Origin of the sequence: Gimesia algae (assembly GCF_007746795.1) — a bacterium.
In the GTDB taxonomy this organism is placed as follows: Bacteria; Planctomycetota; Planctomycetia; order Planctomycetales; family Planctomycetaceae; genus Gimesia; species Gimesia algae.
Genome location: NZ_CP036343.1, coordinates 1,759,653 through 1,776,288 on the forward strand (window position 1 = coordinate 1,759,653; position 16,636 = coordinate 1,776,288).

Below are 16,636 nucleotides of genomic sequence, written 5' to 3' on the forward strand. Positions count from 1 at the left end.
GCAGTTCCAGCAGTCAATGATGAAACATGACGCTGACTCGCCTGCAGCCAGCGTCGTTTTTTCGTGCGCTGCCTGAAACTGTATCCGAGTAAAAAAACAGCCCTGGAATTTGGTTCCAGGGCTGATTTGCATTTTCCTGAGGTTGCCTGTTCATCTACCCGAGAACAGAAACAGTCCCTCATGCGCATCCACATGAATCGTGGCTCCCTCCTCAAAATCTCCCGAGAGCAGCTTGTTGGCCAGTTCATTCTGAATGTTCGATTGAATCGTCCGCTTTAAGGGACGCGCTCCATACACCGGATCATAGCCTTCCTCCGCCAGCAGATCTTTGGCAGCAGTGGATACTTCCAGAGTGAAACCATTGTTTTCCACCAGCCGGGAAAGGTTTTGCAACTGCAGATCCACAATCTGGCGAATTTCTTCCCGCCCCAACGGATGGAATACAATCACTTCATCAATGCGGTTCAGGAACTCCGGTAGAAACTCATGCTGTAACGCATCCATGACCCGATCATGAATCAGGCCCTCGTCTTCTTTACCAGACAGATCCATAATCGTCTGGCTGCCGATATTTGAGGTCATTACCACAATCGTATTCGAGAAATCCACAGTTCGCCCGTGGCTGTCTGTCAGTCGCCCGTCATCCAGCAGTTGCAGCAGGATGTTAAACACATCACGGTGTGCTTTTTCGACTTCATCCAGCAGCACGACCGAATAAGGCTGCCGCCGCACTGCTTCCGTCAGACGGCCTCCTTCTTCATATCCAATATACCCCGGAGGCGCACCAATCAGACGCGCAACAGAATGTTTCTCCATGAATTCACTCATATCAATGCGAATCATGCTGCGCTCATCATCAAACAGAAACCCAGCCAATGCTTTACACAGCTCTGTTTTCCCCACACCCGTCGGCCCGAGGAACATAAACGAGCCAATCGGTCGATTCTGGTCCTGTAAACCGGAGCGAGAACGTCGCACTGCATTGGAGACAGCGTGCACGGCTTCATTCTGATTGATCATCCGCGTGTGAATTTCGTCTTCCATCCGCAGGAGTTTTTCACGTTCCCCCTGTAGCATCTTCGAAATTGGAATCCCGGTCCACATGCTGATCACCTTGGCAATATCTTCCGACGTGACTTCCTCGCGCAGCAGTCGCTCCCCACTCACATCCCCGAGTTCATTGACACGCTGCTCCATCTCAGTCAGTCGCTGACGCGCGGCGTTCAATTCCTGCTCTGCATTGTAGGCCTGCGAATAGTCTTCGTTGGAATTCGTCTGCTGAGCCCGGTGAAACGCCTGCTCATAAGCGGTATTCAGCCGATCGATATCTTCCTTTAAAGGCTGCAGACCCGACAGTGCCTCTTTTTCCGTTTCCCAGCGTGTCTTCAACGCATTGACACTCTCTTCACGATCAGCGATCTGCTTGCGCAGTTCTTTCAACCGTTCCTGACTGTCAGGCGTCGTTTCTGTCGCTAAAGCAGCCGCTTCAATCTGCATCCGGGTCAACTGCCTGGTTGCCTCATCAATTTCGGCAGGCATGGAATCCATCTCCATTCGCAACTGACTGGCAGCTTCATCGACCAGGTCGATCGCTTTGTCAGGCAGGAACCGATCATTGATGTACCGATCCGATAACGTCGCAGCATTGATCAGCGCATCGTCAGTGATCCGCACCCCATGGTGCGTTTCGTAGCGTTCTTTCAAACCCCGCAGGATGGAGATCGTATCTTCGACCGTAGGTTCAGTCACCATCACCGGCTGGAAACGCCGTTCCAGCGCAGGATCTTTTTCGATGTACTTGCGATACTCGTCCAGCGTGGTGGCCCCCACACAATGTAGTTCACCACGAGCCAGAGCGGGTTTCAACAGATTCGAGGCATCCGCGCCCCCCTCCGCTGCGCCTGCCCCCACGACGGTATGCAACTCGTCGATGAACAGAATAATCTGTCCCTTCGCCGCTTCGATCTCCTTGAGCACTGCTTTCAGACGATCCTCAAATTCCCCTCGATATTTGGTGCCTGCAATCAGGGCGCCCATATCCAAGGCAACGACACGTTTATTTTTCAGGTTCTGTGGCACGTCACCCATTACTATTCGATGTGCGAGCCCTTCCACAATGGCCGTCTTCCCGACCCCTGCCTCTCCGATGAGTACCGGATTATTTTTTCGACGCCGGGACAGAATCTGAATGACACGGCGGATCTCCTGATCGCGACCGATGACCGGATCGATTTTCCCCTGCCTGGCCAGTTCGACGAGGTCTTTCCCATACTGCTCCAGAGACTGGTATTTCTCCTCTGGACTCTGATCGGTGACGCGCTGACCCCCGCGTACCGCCTGCAATGCAGAGAGCACATCATCCTCTTCAATTCCGTTGAGTTCCAGCAGCCGCTTAGGCTGTTCATCAACGGTCGTACAAGCCAGCAGGAGATGCTCGGTGGAAACAAAATTGTCCTGCATCTGGTCTGCACGATCCTGCGCCGCCTGCAGTATTTTGAGCAATGCCTGCCCTACGCCCACCTGCATGGTGGCGCCGGAGACTTTCGGCAGGCGACTGATTTCATCATCGACCATTTTCTGCAACTGAGGCAGATTGGCACCGATCTTCTGAATCAGCGGCTTCACAACCCCCTGCTCTTCATCCAGCAATGCTTTGAGCAGATGCAACGGTTTGATTTCCTGCTGACCAAAATCTTCAGCCGTCTGCTGAGCACGCTGCACAGCTTCCTGGGCTTTCACAGTCAACTTTTCAAATCGAAATGCCATAACACTCCTCCGTTCTATTGTTAACCTGCGCAGCAACTCAACAGCCTGAATTATCATATCAGATAACTGGTCGGTAAGCAGTGCCTGTAGAATAAATTTTAAGTGAATCAGACTCGGGGAGGGAGAGTATTGTGAGTCTGACCAGTGGTTTGAAACTGAAAATAAACAGTAACTTAGAAATGGATTTCATGAGAGGAATCCGGGGCCCAAGACGACTCTTGAGCCCCGTTCCTTATCTCAAAGAACTGAATCAGTCCTTTTTCTCAAATTCTGCATCAATGACATCCTCTTCATCGGACGCCGCAGCACCAGCTTCCGGAGCTGCCCCTTCGGCTGCACCGGCTTCCTGGCTCGCTTTATACATCTGCTCGGTGAAGGCATGTGTTGCCTGCTGCAACTCTTCACAAGCAGAATTGATGGCCGCAACGTCTTCCGTTTCGAGAGCATCATTCACTTTCTTAACAGATGCTTCGATCGCGGATTTCGAGGATTCATCAATCTTTTCAGCATGTTCCTTCAACAGTTTTTCCACATCATAGACGATGCGAGAACCGTTGTTCTTTGCCTCAGCCAGTTCTTTCTTCTTCTTGTCTTCATCAGCGTGCGCTTCTGCCTGTTTCTTCATATCTTCGATTTCAGATTCAGACAGTCCGCTCGACTGTTCGATTTTGACTGACGTCTCTTTACCGGTGGCAACATCCTTGGCTGACACGTTCAGAATGCCGTTCACGTCGATATCGAATACCACCTTAATCTGTGGAACCCCGCGTGGAGCCGGTGGAAGTTCTTCCAGATTAAACTGCCCCAACAGTCGGTTGTCGCTGGCCATCTGTCGTTCCCCCTGGAACACGCGAACGGTCACCGCAGTCTGATTGTCAGCAGCAGTCGAGAACACCTGATCTTTCGTCACAGGAATCGTGGTATTACGTTCAACCAGTTTGGTCATCACGCCACCTTCAGTTTCGATCCCCAGAGACAGGGGCGTCACGTCGAGCAGTACCACATCCTGAACATCACCAGAAATAATCCCCCCCTGAATCGCAGCGCCAATCGAAACCACTTCATCCGGGTTAACCCCTTTGTGAGGCTCTTTGCCGAAGATCTTCTTGACAAACTCCTGCACTTTGGGAACACGTGTTGAACCACCAACCAGCACGACTTCGTCAATATCGCTGGGGCTGAGACCGGCATCTTTCATTGCCTGCTCAACCGGTTGACGACAGCGTTCCACCAGGGGATCGATTAACTTTTCGAACTCAGATCGAGTAATGGCCATCTGCAAGTGCTTTGCACCACTGCTGTCAGCGGTGATGAAAGGCAGATTGATGTCCGTCGACTGCGAGGATGACAGTTCCTTCTTCGCCTTTTCAGCGGCTTCCCTCAGACGCTGCAACGCCATGGCATCAGTTCGCAGATCAATGCCCTGCTCTTTTTTGAACGCGTCTGCTATGTGGTTGATCAATTCTTCATCGAAATCGTCACCACCCAGGTGACCATCGCCGTTGGTACTCAACGTTTCGATGACTTCATCGCCCACTTCGAGAACAGAAACATCGAAGGTACCACCACCGAAGTCGAACACGACGATTTTTTCGTCGCTCTTTTTCTCCAGACCGTAAGCCAGAGCAGCCGCAGTAGGCTCGTTAATGATTCGAGAAACTTCCAGACCGGAAATCTGACCCGCGTCTTTGGTCGCTTGCCGCTGAGCATCATTGAAATAAGCGGGTACGGTAACAACCGCCTTATTGACCTTATGCCCCAGGTAGCTTTCGGCAGCTTCTTTCAGCTTCCGCAAAATGGAGGCGGAGATTTCTGGCGGCGTATAAGTTTTGCCACCGGCTTCAATTTTGACGTAGTCTTCCGGTCCACCGATAATCCCATAGGGGACAATCTTTTCTTCGCTCTGAACCTCGTTATGACGACGTCCCATAAAGCGCTTGACCGAGTAAACCGTATTTTTAGGGTTGGTGACCGCCTGACGCTTGGCAGGCTCACCCACAAGAGTTTCCCCCTTATCAGTGAAGGCCACGACACTGGGAGTGATACGATTTCCTTCCAGGTTGGGGATCACTTTTGCTTCCCCACCTTCCATGATTGATACCACTGAGTTGGTTGTACCCAAATCAATACCGATGATTTTTTCGCCTGATGACGACATATGAGTTTCCCCTCTTTCCTTATTCGTATTTCAGATCTGTACAAAGCTCAAACAACGAGAAAACTCTCCCAGCCTCATACACCTCAATCTTGTGTTTCAATAATTTCGTTCAATTCTGCCTGTAAACACAGGCTACTCTGCTAGACAGCAATGAGTGTGCCAAGCTGAACACCATCACAAAAAAAACACCTATATCCCTTATTAACAACAACTTATCGATTCAGACCGTTTTTGCATGATTAAATATACGAAGCAGGCACTGCCAAATTGACACCGCCGCAATCCCATTCTGCCTCTGAGTCAAAATGACATAATGGCAGTCAATTCACCCTGCCCGCTGGAATAAAAGCTAAACAGTTCACAGGTCTGGCCTAACCGCTTGACAGCCCCTAAACACGGCGGTACAAACTAGAACAATTGAAGACCAAACCGGTGACTGGTAAACATCTCACACAGAATGAACCCGGTCTTCAACTCCAACGCCTCTAACCGATTATTATATAATATTTTAAGCAAAATATTCAAGAATGAGATTCGGGAGAAATCCGAAGTTAATCAATTCTTAAGGGACTGTAATCCAATTGTGAAACTGGCAGTAAGCAACGAAACACAACCAGGGAAGGCGTGTGATCTGGCTGCGGTTAATTTTCTGAGAGACAGAAACGAGACTCACATCCTGAAAGATTCCGATGGCCAAGAAAAAAGCGGTTAATAAACGAACTTCAGTCAGTAAGCCGAAGTCGTCAGCCAAGAAAAAAGTGGTCCAAGCCAGCGTCAAACGAAGTCCCGTGTCGCTTCAGTCAGAACTAAAAAAAATTGACCGAGAGATTGTCAAACTGGTCAATAAACGCTGCTCAATGACAGTCAAACAGATCAAATCTGATCCCGAGCCCCGCAAGGCCATGTTTGACCCCAAATCTGATGAAGAACTGCGTCAAACCATAGAAAAACTGAATGGATCTGGCCCGCTGACCAACAATGCAATCCGGGGAATTTTCCGCCAGATCCTCAGTTCTGCCCGCAGACAGATCCACCCCCAACGCGTTGCTTACCTGGGCCCCGCTTACAGTTATACCCACCTGGCGGCCCTGGAACGGTTTGGCGGAGGAGCCGATATGGTGCCTGTAAACACCATTGGTGCCGTCTTTGAAGAAGTTAACCGGGGCAACACCGAGTTTGGTGTGGTTCCCATTGAAAACAGTACCGATGGACGGGTTGTTGACACACTTGATATGTTCACCCGACTTCCGTTGCGGATTTGTGGTGAAGTTCTGATCGCTGTACACCACAACCTGCTGGCACGCTGTGAACGCAGCGAAATCACCGAGATTTACAGTAAACCTCAGGCCCTCTCACAGTGCCGCGAGTGGCTCTCCCGGAACATGCCTCAAGCACACCTGCATGAAGTCACCAGTACTTCGACCGCCGCACAACTGGCAGCGACCAAACCAGGTGCCGCCGCAGTTGCCAGCCACCAGGCCTCTGTAGAATACGATCTGCAGATTATCGTCGAAGGCATTGAAGACAATGCCAACAACGTCACACGCTTTGCCGTCATCGGCGAAGAAGTCTGCGATCCGACCGGTAAAGATCGTACCGCGATCCTGGTTCAAATCGCCCATAAAGCTGGCTCTCTGGCTGATACCCTGCAAATCTTCAAGAAAAACAAGGTAAACCTGACCTGGATTGAGTCCTTCCCACTCCGGGGAGAAGAGCCGGGATACCTGTTTTTCATCGATTTTGAAGGCCATGTTCAGGAACCTCATATTAAACGGACCCTGAACGAACTGGAAAAACGCGTGGTTCGCCTGGAAACGATGGGCTCCTACCCCCGAAGTGGGATTCTGGAGTAGCAGATGACGGCAATCGAGCTCCCTGTCTCGTCTGATTCATGAGAATTCCGTGAAAACAGGGGTCATTTCAGGATTTTCAGCTCAAATCCTTGAATCATTGCGTTTGACTCAATAACTTATGCAGCAGCTCAGACTGCAGCTTAAGAGCGTGATTGAAAATAATTTTGCCAATCACGGCTCCTTTTCGCTTTTGTATGGCTCTGAATTCCTGGGGAAATCAGGTTCCGTACAGTCATAACCAACATTCACTTTAACTTCAATCACAGGATTAATTATGCGTCGCTTCCTTGTAGCCGGTAACTGGAAAATGAATACCACCAAAGAATCCGGTGCACAGTTGGCACAGGCCCTGGCATCAGAAGTGCCATCTGAAAATCCTGCCGTTGAAGTTCTGGTCTGCCCTCCGTTCCCCTACCTGACCACCATTGGCGATATCGTCACAGGCTCAGGCGTCGGCTATGGTGCACAAAACTGCTACCATGAAGCTCCGGGGGCGTTCACAGGTGAGACCGCGACCGAAATGCTGACCGATATTGGCTGCCGCTCCGTCATTCTGGGACACAGTGAACGACGTCATGTCCTCAAGGAAACAGACGCAGACATCAATCTCAAAGTCAAAAAAGCCCTCGAAGCGGGTCTGCAGGTGATTCTCTGTGTGGGTGAATTACAGAGTGAACGTGAATCAGACCAGACAGAAGCAGTGCTCAATACTCAGATGACCGGTGGCCTGGCAGGCGTCGACGGAGCCGCTTTCGGGCAGATCGTCATTGCTTATGAACCAGTCTGGGCTATTGGAACCGGTTTAACAGCAAGCCCTGAACAGGCCGAAGCCGCTCATCTCTACCTGAGAAACTGGTTAAAAGACCAGTATTCTGCAGAAATCGCTGATGCAACACGGATTCTGTATGGCGGTAGTGTCAAACCGGATAACGCAAAAGAATTGCTTTCACAGGAAAATGTCGATGGTGCACTGGTAGGGGGAGCGAGCCTTAAAGCAGAACTCTTTATCCCGATCATTCAGGCTGCTGTGGAGTTATCCGCAGAATAGTCCAGAGTTTCTGCCATTTTGACAACACTCCGATTCCAGAATCGATTTACAGACCGTATGCCATTACTGTATGATGCAGGCGATCTTACTTCATCAACTGCGGGTGATACGATCAACTCGTTCAGAAGATATTATAAGCCATTTAGGATGACACAATGATTTTTGCGACGTTCCTGGAAGCCATTACGGATCCTGCTACCATTCTGATGACATTTCTGATGTTCTTCGGAATCCTTCTGATCATCATCATCCTGCTCCAAAAAGGCCGCGGCGGTGGTCTGGCCGGTGCTTTCGGTGGTGCCGGTGGTCAAAGTGCACTGGGAACCAAAGCCGGTGATGTCTTCACGAAAATCACGATCATCATGGCTGTGATCTGGGTGATCCTGGCTGGTGTCTCCGGCATCACCACACGCGCCAGTTCCGGAAAATACAGCGGCGGTAGTGCCGTTTCTGAAGATACTGAGATCAGCTCTGACGACAGTGAGAAAAAAGAAGAAAACCCTGCTACTGAAGAAACACCAGCAGGTGGCCCGGAATTCACACCTCCCAAAGACCTCGCTGAAAAAGAGACACAACCCGCCGAAGAGAAAAAGCCTGCAGCAACTGAAGAGAAAGCAACCAAGCCGGCTGAACCAGCCAGTAAAGATGCTGCTCCCAAAGCTGCCGCTCCTGAATCTAAAGAAGACAAAAAACAGGAAACTCCTGCTCAACCTGAGACAACCAAATCTCAACCCAAGTCAGAATAGTCAACTCAGCTGAACCCCTTGTTCGGCAAAGTGATGCTGGTTCTCTAAACCTCAAATAATTCCTGTTAGATCAGAAAAGAGTGTGTTGTGCTGCTGGGCATGACTGGATTTGGAAGTGCGACCGCAGAAAACGACCGGCTCTCGGTCCATGCGGAACTACGTACCGTCAACAATCGTTACCTGAAAGTTTCCACCCGTTACCCGGACTTCTACGCCAAACTGGGAAGCCAGATCGAAAAATTGATTCGCGGCTCAGTCTCGCGCGGGACCGTGAACCTCACGCTGCGAATTGACAGTCTGGATCGCACCAGCGATTACCTGCTGGACGAAGAAGTCATTAAACAGTACTGGGAACAGCTCAAACACCTGTCCGAAGTCTGCCACACTCCCCTGCCCGATCGCGTCGATCGTCTGTTAACGTTACCCGGTGCAGCAATCGATAATTACTCACGCTCGCATACCCCTGAGTCGGACTGGCCTCTGATTGAACAGGCCATTCGTGGCGCTTTGAAGGAACTCACTGAGTTTCGCAAGAAAGAAGGGGAATCAGCCCAGGCAGACCTGGAGAGCAGTAATCAGATCATTCGCCAGCAACTTGCCGTAGTCAAAGAGAAGGCGCCGCGTGTCGTCACCAGCTACCGCGATCGTCTGCATCAGCGACTGACAGACCTGCTTAAAGATCAGGAAGTCGAAATGGACCCTGACAGCCTGATCCGCGAAGTCAGCATGTTTGCAGATCGCTGTGATATCAACGAAGAAATCAGTCGACTTACTTGCCATTTAGAGCAATTTGATACAATTATCTCATCGAACACATCTCAGGGTAAAAAACTGGAATTTCTGGTGCAGGAGATGTTCCGCGAAATTAATACGATCGGCTCGAAAGCCAACGATGTTGAGATTTCCCATGCCGTGATCGAAATGAAACTGGCTGTTGAGAAAATCAGAGAAAACGTCCAGAACGTTGAATAGTATAAAATTATTGATCTCACTGAGATTGAATAGAGAGACCACACAACGATTACTCTGGAGCTTTGCCAAGTGTCTGAACCCCAAGCCTGTATCCCACCGCACATTCCGATTGTTGTGCTTTCCGGCCCGACGGCCAGTGGCAAAACGACCATTGTCAATCGGCTGATGCAGGACTCTCCCGTCAAGCTGATCAAAGCGATTTCGGCTACGACACGACCTCGTCGGAAAGGGGAAGTGGATGGCGAAGATTACTATTTTCTGTCGACAGAACAATTTGAGAAACGACAGGAAAATAACGAATTCCTCGAATGTGAACAGGTTCATGGGTTGGGATACTGGTATGGTACGTTAAAATCAGAAGTAGGCCGGGCAGCGGAAGAAGGGGGCTGGCCTTTTCTGGAAATTGATGTGCAGGGAACGCTTAAACTGATCGATCAGTTCCCTCAGACCATTACGCTCTTCGTCAGAACCTCTTCCGATGAAGAATATGAAAAACGCATCCGCAATCGGGGAACCGAATCAGAAGAAGTGATCGAGAAACGGCTGGCAACAATTCGCAAGGAACTGGAGCAGGCCCAATATTATAGTCATGTCATTATCAATGACGATCTGGAACGTGCTGTCACAGAAATTGGCACCATCCTGAAACAACGGGAGCAAGAAATTAATGCTGGAAGAATTTAAAGAAGAAGAAATCGTCAACAAAGTCGGCGGACGTTTCAAACTGTCTTCACTCATCCAAAAACGCATCGTCGCGTTGAACCGAGGCGCGCGACCACTGGTGGAGATGCAGACCAAAAACCACATGGAAATTGTGGTCCAGGAAATTATGGAAGACAAAATCTATCTCGATCAATCTGGTGAAGTAGCGGTCACAGACGATGGAAGCCCGCTGGATGCCATCGAATATGACGATGCAGGTCCCAGCCTGGAAGATCTGGTCTAACGCACTGATTCAGAACCATGAGCACCGCAAACAAACCCATGCAGGGGCGTGAAATTCTATTAGGTGTTTCTGGAGGAATTGCCGCATACAAGACGGCTGACCTCGCCAGTAAACTGGTGCAGAAAGGGGCAGCCGTCAGCGTCGTGATGACACATGCCGCGCAGAAATTCATTGGTGCGACCACTTTTGAAGCCCTCACGGGCCGCCCGGTCTACCAGGATGGTTTTTCCCCCCGGGAGCATTTTCAGGGGGAGCATATTGGCCTGGTCAGAAGAGCCGAACTGTTTGTCATCGCGCCGGCAACTGCCAACGTGATCGCTCAGATGGCGCATGGTTTTGCGGATGATCTACTTTCCACGCTGACGCTGACCTGCACCTCTCCGATACTTCTGGCACCGGCTATGAACGCTGATATGTGGGCCAAAGCATCGGTTCAGCGTAATCTGCAACAGATTAAGGAAGACAGAATTCAGATCGTCGAACCAGGTGAAGGCTGGCTGAGTTGCGGTGTCATCGGCAAAGGACGGATGGCAGAACCCGCAGAGATACTAACCCGAATCGAAGAACTACTGGGATAATTCGAAACGGTACTGCCCTGCTTCGAACTTCTCCCTTTGATTGATCCCCAAATGCGAATCCTGATCACAGCCGGTCCTACACGAGAATATCTGGATGATGTTCGCTATCTGTCCAATGCGAGCAGTGGGCAGATGGGATACGCTTTGGCGCGTTCCGCCATTGCTGCTGGCCATGAAGTCGCGCTGGTCTCAGGCCCGGTCACCATTAATCCCCCTGCGGGATGTGAGATTTATCAGGTCGAGACTACGGATGAGATGTTCGCGCAATGCGAAAAACTGTTCCCCAACTGTGATGGTGTGATCGGCACTGCCGCGGTCTGCGACTATCGCATCAAAACCCGCAAACCCGGTAAAATCGCTAAAACCGGCGAAGCCATCACCCTGGAACTGATTGAAACGATCGACGTTCTGGCAGAACTGGGAACCCAGAAAGGGAGTCGCTGGGTCATGGGCTTCGCGCTGGAATCTCAGGATGCCCGCTTCAATGCCGTTCGCAAACTCTACAGTAAAAAATGTGATGCGATCGTGCTGAACAGTGTGAGTGCCATCGGGTCCTCTGAAAACTTCGTGGAAGTCATCGACCAGAGCCAGGAGATTGTGGCGACTTACTCGGGCGAAAAGACCCAGGTGGCAGATTCGCTGATTGATTGGATTCAACAGCATCTGGCAGGCAGCTAAACCGACTGCCCACAGAGCCCCGCCTCAACAGCACGCTGCAGGAAACCGGGAAACTGGTCAAAACCTGTCGATTCCGCTCAACCGTCAAAATCGGTGCGGTGAATTCCTTAACACTTCCTCTGACTGTTCTAACCCGAACCGCACTGACGCGTGTGGTAAAAACACAACATCGTTTGTTGACTTTTTTCGACCTCCCTTCAGTTTGTGTGATAGGTTTGAGTAGTTAAGGAAATCAACATTTACATGAATCCATACTTTTGTTTGGTACGTCTCAATGCCCCCCCATTGAGACACTGGTCGTGAAAATATTCCCGTCTGTTGATGTTCTTGGGTTTTCATCGCAGACGGGAACTATTTTTCATTCGAACGAATTTTCTGGTTTATCCCACAAAAAAGTAACCACCTTTTTGCGTCCGCTTTGCGCGCTGTTGATTCTCCTTTGAATATACAATCCGAAATTTCAAACATAGATTTGCAGGTTGGTCAGCATGATCGACATTCAACGGTTCAAAACAGATTTAATCGCGCTGGGATTACTGGCAGCGACAGTCTTTCTTGGACTGAGCCTGTTCAGCTACGACCCCGCCGATCCCCCTGCGCAACTCGTCTTCCCTGTCCGTGATGTCGCACAAAACCTGTGTGGCGACTCCGGCGCTCAAATTGCCCATTACCTGCGAACCAGTTTCGGTATCGGTGCCTGGGGAATCTTCATGGCGTTAATCGTAGTCGACATGCGCATGTTTTCGCGCCAGCAGAACTCGGGAGTCTTCGTCGAACTCATCGGCCTGGCTTTGATTCTGATTTCACTCTGTATCGCCAGCCAGATGATGCTGGGACAAAACAATGCGACCCCACTGATTGGCAGTGGCGGGTATATTGGCGCGCTTGGTTTTTCTTTACTGGAAACCCGATTTTCGATCGCTGGCTCATTGATCCTGCTGACCTCGATGTTTCTGGCAGGACTCTTACTGACTGCAGATACGCTTCCCGTTCGTCTCTTTTTTTCCTGCCTCACCTTTCCTTTCAAAGCCTTGAGTCGTGAATCGGCTGAAGTGGATGAAACAGAAGCAGAGGCAGACGAAGAAGAATATGTAGAGGAAGAAGAAATCGTCGCTGAAGAAGAGGAAGACGAGTACGAAGAAGAAGTCGTCGCCGCTCCTAAAGCGAAAGTAAAACCTAAAAAGCGCAAGCCCATCAAGGTCAATCCGCCGGCGGGAATTCGTCTGGCGCGACCGTCTCAGCCGATCGAGCAAAAAAAAAACAGCTCTTATAAACTACCCGACTTAGAACTGCTGGAAGAAGCGGAAGATTTTCCGTTCGAAATGTTAGCCAAAAAGGCGGAAGAAGCGGCTGAAATCCTCGAAAATACTTTTGCTGATTTCGGGCTTGATATTCAAGTCTCTGAAATCGATACCGGTCCGGTATTAACCTTATTCGAATTGAATCTGAAACCGGGACTGCGGGTTGCCAAAGTCACCGCTCTGGCTCATGATCTGGCCGTTGCTTTACGTGTCCCTTCTGTCCGGGTGGTGCCTTCCATTCCAGGAAAAAATACGGTCGGCGTTGAAGTTCCCAACGACAAACAGGTCATGGTCCGTCTGAAAGAACTGATCGAAGCCTGCTCCGATGAAGCAGAACACAGTCGCATTCCTCTGTTCATGGGTAAAGATGTCAGCGGTCACCCCCTGACGGCCGATCTGGCTAAGTTGCCTCACCTGTTGATCGCTGGTCGAACCGGAACCGGGAAAAGTGTCTGTCTCAATACATTGATTCTTTCACTGTTGATGACCCGCACCCCTAACGAAGTCAAAATGTTGATGATCGATCCGAAGATGGTGGAATTAAGCGGTTACAAACGCATTCCGCATCTGATGCATCCCGTCATCACCGATATGAAAAAAGCGGAAGCCGTACTGGCGTGGGCCGTCGATAAGATGGAAGAACGCTACGATCTACTTGCCCGCTGTGGATCAAGAAACATCGAAAGCTTCAACAAACTGGGTAAGGATAAAATTCTGGACCTGGCTGGCATCGATCCTGAATCGGAAGAAGCATTGCAGATGCCGGAGAAAATGCCTTCGATCGTGATCGTTGCCGATGAAATTGCCGACATGATGATGACCTCTGGTAAAGACGTGGAAGCGCATATTATTCGCTTGGCACAGAAATCTCGTGCTGTCGGAATTCACCTGGTTCTGGCTACTCAGAAACCAACCGTTGATGTCATTACCGGACTGATTAAATCAAACCTGCCTGCACGTATTTCGTTCCAGGTTGCTAGTCGCGGCGACAGTCGTGTGGTTCTGGATGAAAACGGTGCAGACGCCCTGCTCGGCAATGGTGACATGCTGTATCTGGCTCCCGGGACCAGTAAACTGACCCGTGCCCAGGGCGCGTATGTCAGTGATGAAGAAATCGAACGCGTAATCGACTTCTTCAGCGATATGGCTCCCGAATACAGTCCGGAACTGGAGCAAATCACCGCAGCCAATTCCAAGAAAAATAATGGCGGCGACTCGGACCGGAAAGAAGACAGCTTGTACGACGAAGCAGTCGAAGTAGTCATCCGTGAAGGTCGCGGTTCCGTCTCACTCCTGCAGCGTGCGTTGGGTGTTGGATATGGACGTGGTGCCCGGTTGATCGATTACATGGCTGAAGATGGCATCGTGGGTGAATATAATGGCTCACAGGCACGTGAAGTTTTATACACCATGGATGAATGGGAAGCCGTGAAGTCAAACCAGTTCGAAGACGATTTCGGCGAAGAAGAATACGAAGAAGAGTTCGTTTAAACTTCTGCTATTCTCTGCTTCATCGGGAATTTGACCTGAAAACAAGGTCAAATCAGCTTTTGGTTTGACTCCTACTCCCCTGCTGCTTATGATCTTTCCATTGGCTGTTTGTGATTAATAGTACCAACTCAATAGAAGGCTCTCTGGTCTATGTTGTCTGTCTCAAATATTGTCTGCATCAGCGGCATTATTATTATTTGCGAAATTTCAGACTCCCAATGACTTGAGGATCATTACCAATTTAACAGATTTTCATAACCTCAGGTCACAACCTGAGGTTTTTTTGTTATGTAGACCAGGACAGATCAAGCATTGCCCCGGTATTGCCTGAAAAGAATAGCAGCAGATAGAAAAACAAGAGTCAATCTCTTTATTAAACAGAAAAGAAAGCCCCGACGATGGCCCGAATTCAGATGTATGACACCACTTTGCGGGATGGCAGCCAGGGAGAAGGCGTGAACTTCTCATTGGAGGATAAGCTGCAGATTACCGCAAAGCTCGATGAGATGGGTTTCGATTACATTGAAGGCGGCTACCCCCTTTCGAATCCGAAAGACACTGAATATTTCCAGCGTGTCGCGGAAATGGATCTGAAGCACGCCAAAGTGACCGCATTTGGCATGACCCGCCGCAAAGAGATCGAAGCCAAAGACGATGTCGGCATGCAGGCTTTGCGTGACTCACAGGCCCCCGTGGTGACGATTGTCGGTAAAACCTGGGACCTGCATGTGACTGAAGTCCTGCGGGTCTCACTCGAAGAGAATCTGGCGATGATTGCCGATTCGGTCGGCTTTATCAAATCATGCGGACGAGAAGTCATCTACGATGCAGAACATTTCTTTGATGGCTTTCGCGCCAATCCGGAATATGCACTCAAAACCATCAAAGCAGCAGCCGACGCAGGAGCAGATATCGTCATCCCCTGCGATACCAACGGCGGCAGCCTGCCCGAAGTCATCACGAAATACGTCGATCTGGTACGATCAGAAGTGGACGTTCCACTGGGAATTCACTGCCATAACGACTGCGATCTGGCGACTGCCAATTCACTGGCGGCGGTCGAACACGGCGCCATCCAGGTTCAGGGTACTATCAACGGGATTGGAGAACGCTGTGGCAATGCCGACCTGATCAGCGTGATCGCTAATCTGGTAACGAAAAAAGAGGGGTATTCGGTTTTACTGGACAGCAAGCTGCATCACCTGACCGAACTTTCGCGCTATGTATATGAACTGGCTAACATGAATTTCCGCTCCGGCCAGCCTTTTGTCGGCAGCAGTGCTTTTGCTCACAAAGGGGGCATGCACGTGCATGCCGTCAACCGCATTGCACGCAGCTACGAACATATCGAACCGGAAGTTGTCGGCAATGAACGCAAAGTGCTGGTGAGTGAACTGTCAGGTCGCTCCAACATCGTCGCTAAAACAACTAAGATGCAGCTCGACAACGATCCGGAACTGCTCACCCGGATTCTAGAAAAAGTGCAGGATCTGGAAAACGAAGGCTATCAGTTTGAAGCCGCGGAAGCATCCTTCGATCTGCTGGTCAAGAAAGTCGCCGGGACCTTCAAACCACATTTCGAAAAGATCCATTATCGCGTGAATGTAGAGTCCGACAATACCCACGAACCGCTCACGGAAGCGACCATCAAACTAATCGTCAACGGCCAGCAGGAGCATGTGGTGGGCGAAGGTGACGGTCCGGTGAATGCTCTGGATACGGCTCTCAGAAAAGCCCTCTGCCCTGCTTACCCTGCCCTCGAAAAAATGCATCTGGTTGATTACAAGGTCCGCGTAATCAACTCCGCAGAGGGTACCGCCGCCAGTGTGCGTGTGGTGATTGAAAGCCGGGATGAACACAAGGTCTGGAGCAGTATCGGCGTCAGTGAGAACGTGATCGAAGCCAGTTGGCTGGCGTTGGCAGACAGCGTCGAATATAAGCTCTACAAGGATGAAGGAACGATTTTAGGCTAACCGGTGTCCATGTTGACGCGATCGTCGGCTGAGATGCACTCCCAATCCAGAAATCCGGACCGTCAACAATGCCCGCCATGGCTGTTTTTGCGATATCGGAACTGGTATAGTTCGTGTCAGTAACGG

General features: G+C 50.3%; 12 protein-coding genes. 10 read left to right on the forward strand and 2 right to left on the reverse strand.

Features of this window, described 5'->3' with window-relative positions:
* Positions 1 to 150: 150 nt before the first annotated feature.
* Complete coding sequence (gene clpB / locus Pan161_RS06665) at positions 151 to 2,766, reverse strand: ATP-dependent chaperone ClpB (protein ID WP_145225247.1); 2,616 nt, start codon at positions 2,764 to 2,766, stop codon at positions 151 to 153.
* Positions 2,767 to 3,016: 250 nt separating this feature from the next.
* Positions 3,017 to 4,924 carry a molecular chaperone DnaK gene (gene dnaK, locus Pan161_RS06670; RefSeq protein WP_145225249.1) on the reverse strand — a complete coding sequence of 636 codons (1,908 nt, stop codon included), beginning with the start codon at positions 4,922 to 4,924 and terminating at the stop codon, positions 3,017 to 3,019.
* A gap of 689 nt (positions 4,925 to 5,613) precedes the next feature.
* On the opposite strand from dnaK, the gene pheA reads away from it, so the two are divergent.
* The 10 genes from pheA (at position 5,614) to cimA (ending at position 16,510) form a co-directional block, all read left to right on the forward strand.
* Positions 5,614 to 6,777: a prephenate dehydratase gene (pheA, locus tag Pan161_RS06675; protein WP_145225251.1), complete on the forward strand. Its 1,164-nt coding sequence runs from the start codon at positions 5,614 to 5,616 to the stop codon at positions 6,775 to 6,777.
* Positions 6,778 to 7,051: 274 nt separating this feature from the next.
* Positions 7,052 to 7,825 (forward strand): triose-phosphate isomerase, encoded by a 774-nt coding sequence (gene tpiA / locus Pan161_RS06680; protein WP_197995731.1) that lies wholly within the window; start codon positions 7,052 to 7,054, stop codon positions 7,823 to 7,825.
* Positions 7,826 to 7,980: 155 nt separating this feature from the next.
* Positions 7,981 to 8,571, forward strand: a complete 591-nt coding sequence (gene secG / locus Pan161_RS06685) for a preprotein translocase subunit SecG (RefSeq protein ID WP_197995732.1) — start codon at positions 7,981 to 7,983, stop codon at positions 8,569 to 8,571.
* A gap of 87 nt (positions 8,572 to 8,658) precedes the next feature.
* Positions 8,659 to 9,543, forward strand: a complete 885-nt coding sequence (locus Pan161_RS06690) for a YicC/YloC family endoribonuclease (protein ID WP_145225256.1) — start codon at positions 8,659 to 8,661, stop codon at positions 9,541 to 9,543.
* A gap of 69 nt (positions 9,544 to 9,612) precedes the next feature.
* Positions 9,613 to 10,227 carry a guanylate kinase gene (gene gmk, locus Pan161_RS06695; protein WP_145225258.1) on the forward strand — a complete coding sequence of 205 codons (615 nt, stop codon included), beginning with the start codon at positions 9,613 to 9,615 and terminating at the stop codon, positions 10,225 to 10,227.
* The gene (locus tag Pan161_RS06700) at positions 10,211 to 10,489 is read left to right on the forward strand and encodes a DNA-directed RNA polymerase subunit omega (RefSeq protein ID WP_145225260.1); all 279 of its coding nucleotides are present in this window, start codon (positions 10,211 to 10,213) and stop codon (positions 10,487 to 10,489) included. Before gmk ends, Pan161_RS06700 begins: the two co-directional genes overlap by 17 nt.
* Before the next feature lie 17 nt (positions 10,490 to 10,506).
* On the forward strand, positions 10,507 to 11,067 hold the full coding sequence (locus tag Pan161_RS06705; protein ID WP_145225262.1) for a flavoprotein: 561 nt from the start codon (positions 10,507 to 10,509) through the stop codon (positions 11,065 to 11,067).
* 51 nt (positions 11,068 to 11,118) lie between these two features.
* Positions 11,119 to 11,745 (forward strand): phosphopantothenoylcysteine decarboxylase domain-containing protein, encoded by a 627-nt coding sequence (locus Pan161_RS06710; protein ID WP_145225264.1) that lies wholly within the window; start codon positions 11,119 to 11,121, stop codon positions 11,743 to 11,745.
* Between the two features lie 488 nt (positions 11,746 to 12,233).
* Entirely contained in the window at positions 12,234 to 14,537 is a 2,304-nt protein-coding gene (locus Pan161_RS06715) for a DNA translocase FtsK (RefSeq protein WP_145225266.1), read from the forward strand.
* Between the two features lie 398 nt (positions 14,538 to 14,935).
* Complete coding sequence (cimA, locus tag Pan161_RS06720; protein ID WP_145225268.1) at positions 14,936 to 16,510, forward strand: citramalate synthase; 1,575 nt, start codon at positions 14,936 to 14,938, stop codon at positions 16,508 to 16,510.
* Positions 16,511 to 16,636: the final 126 nt, after the last annotated feature.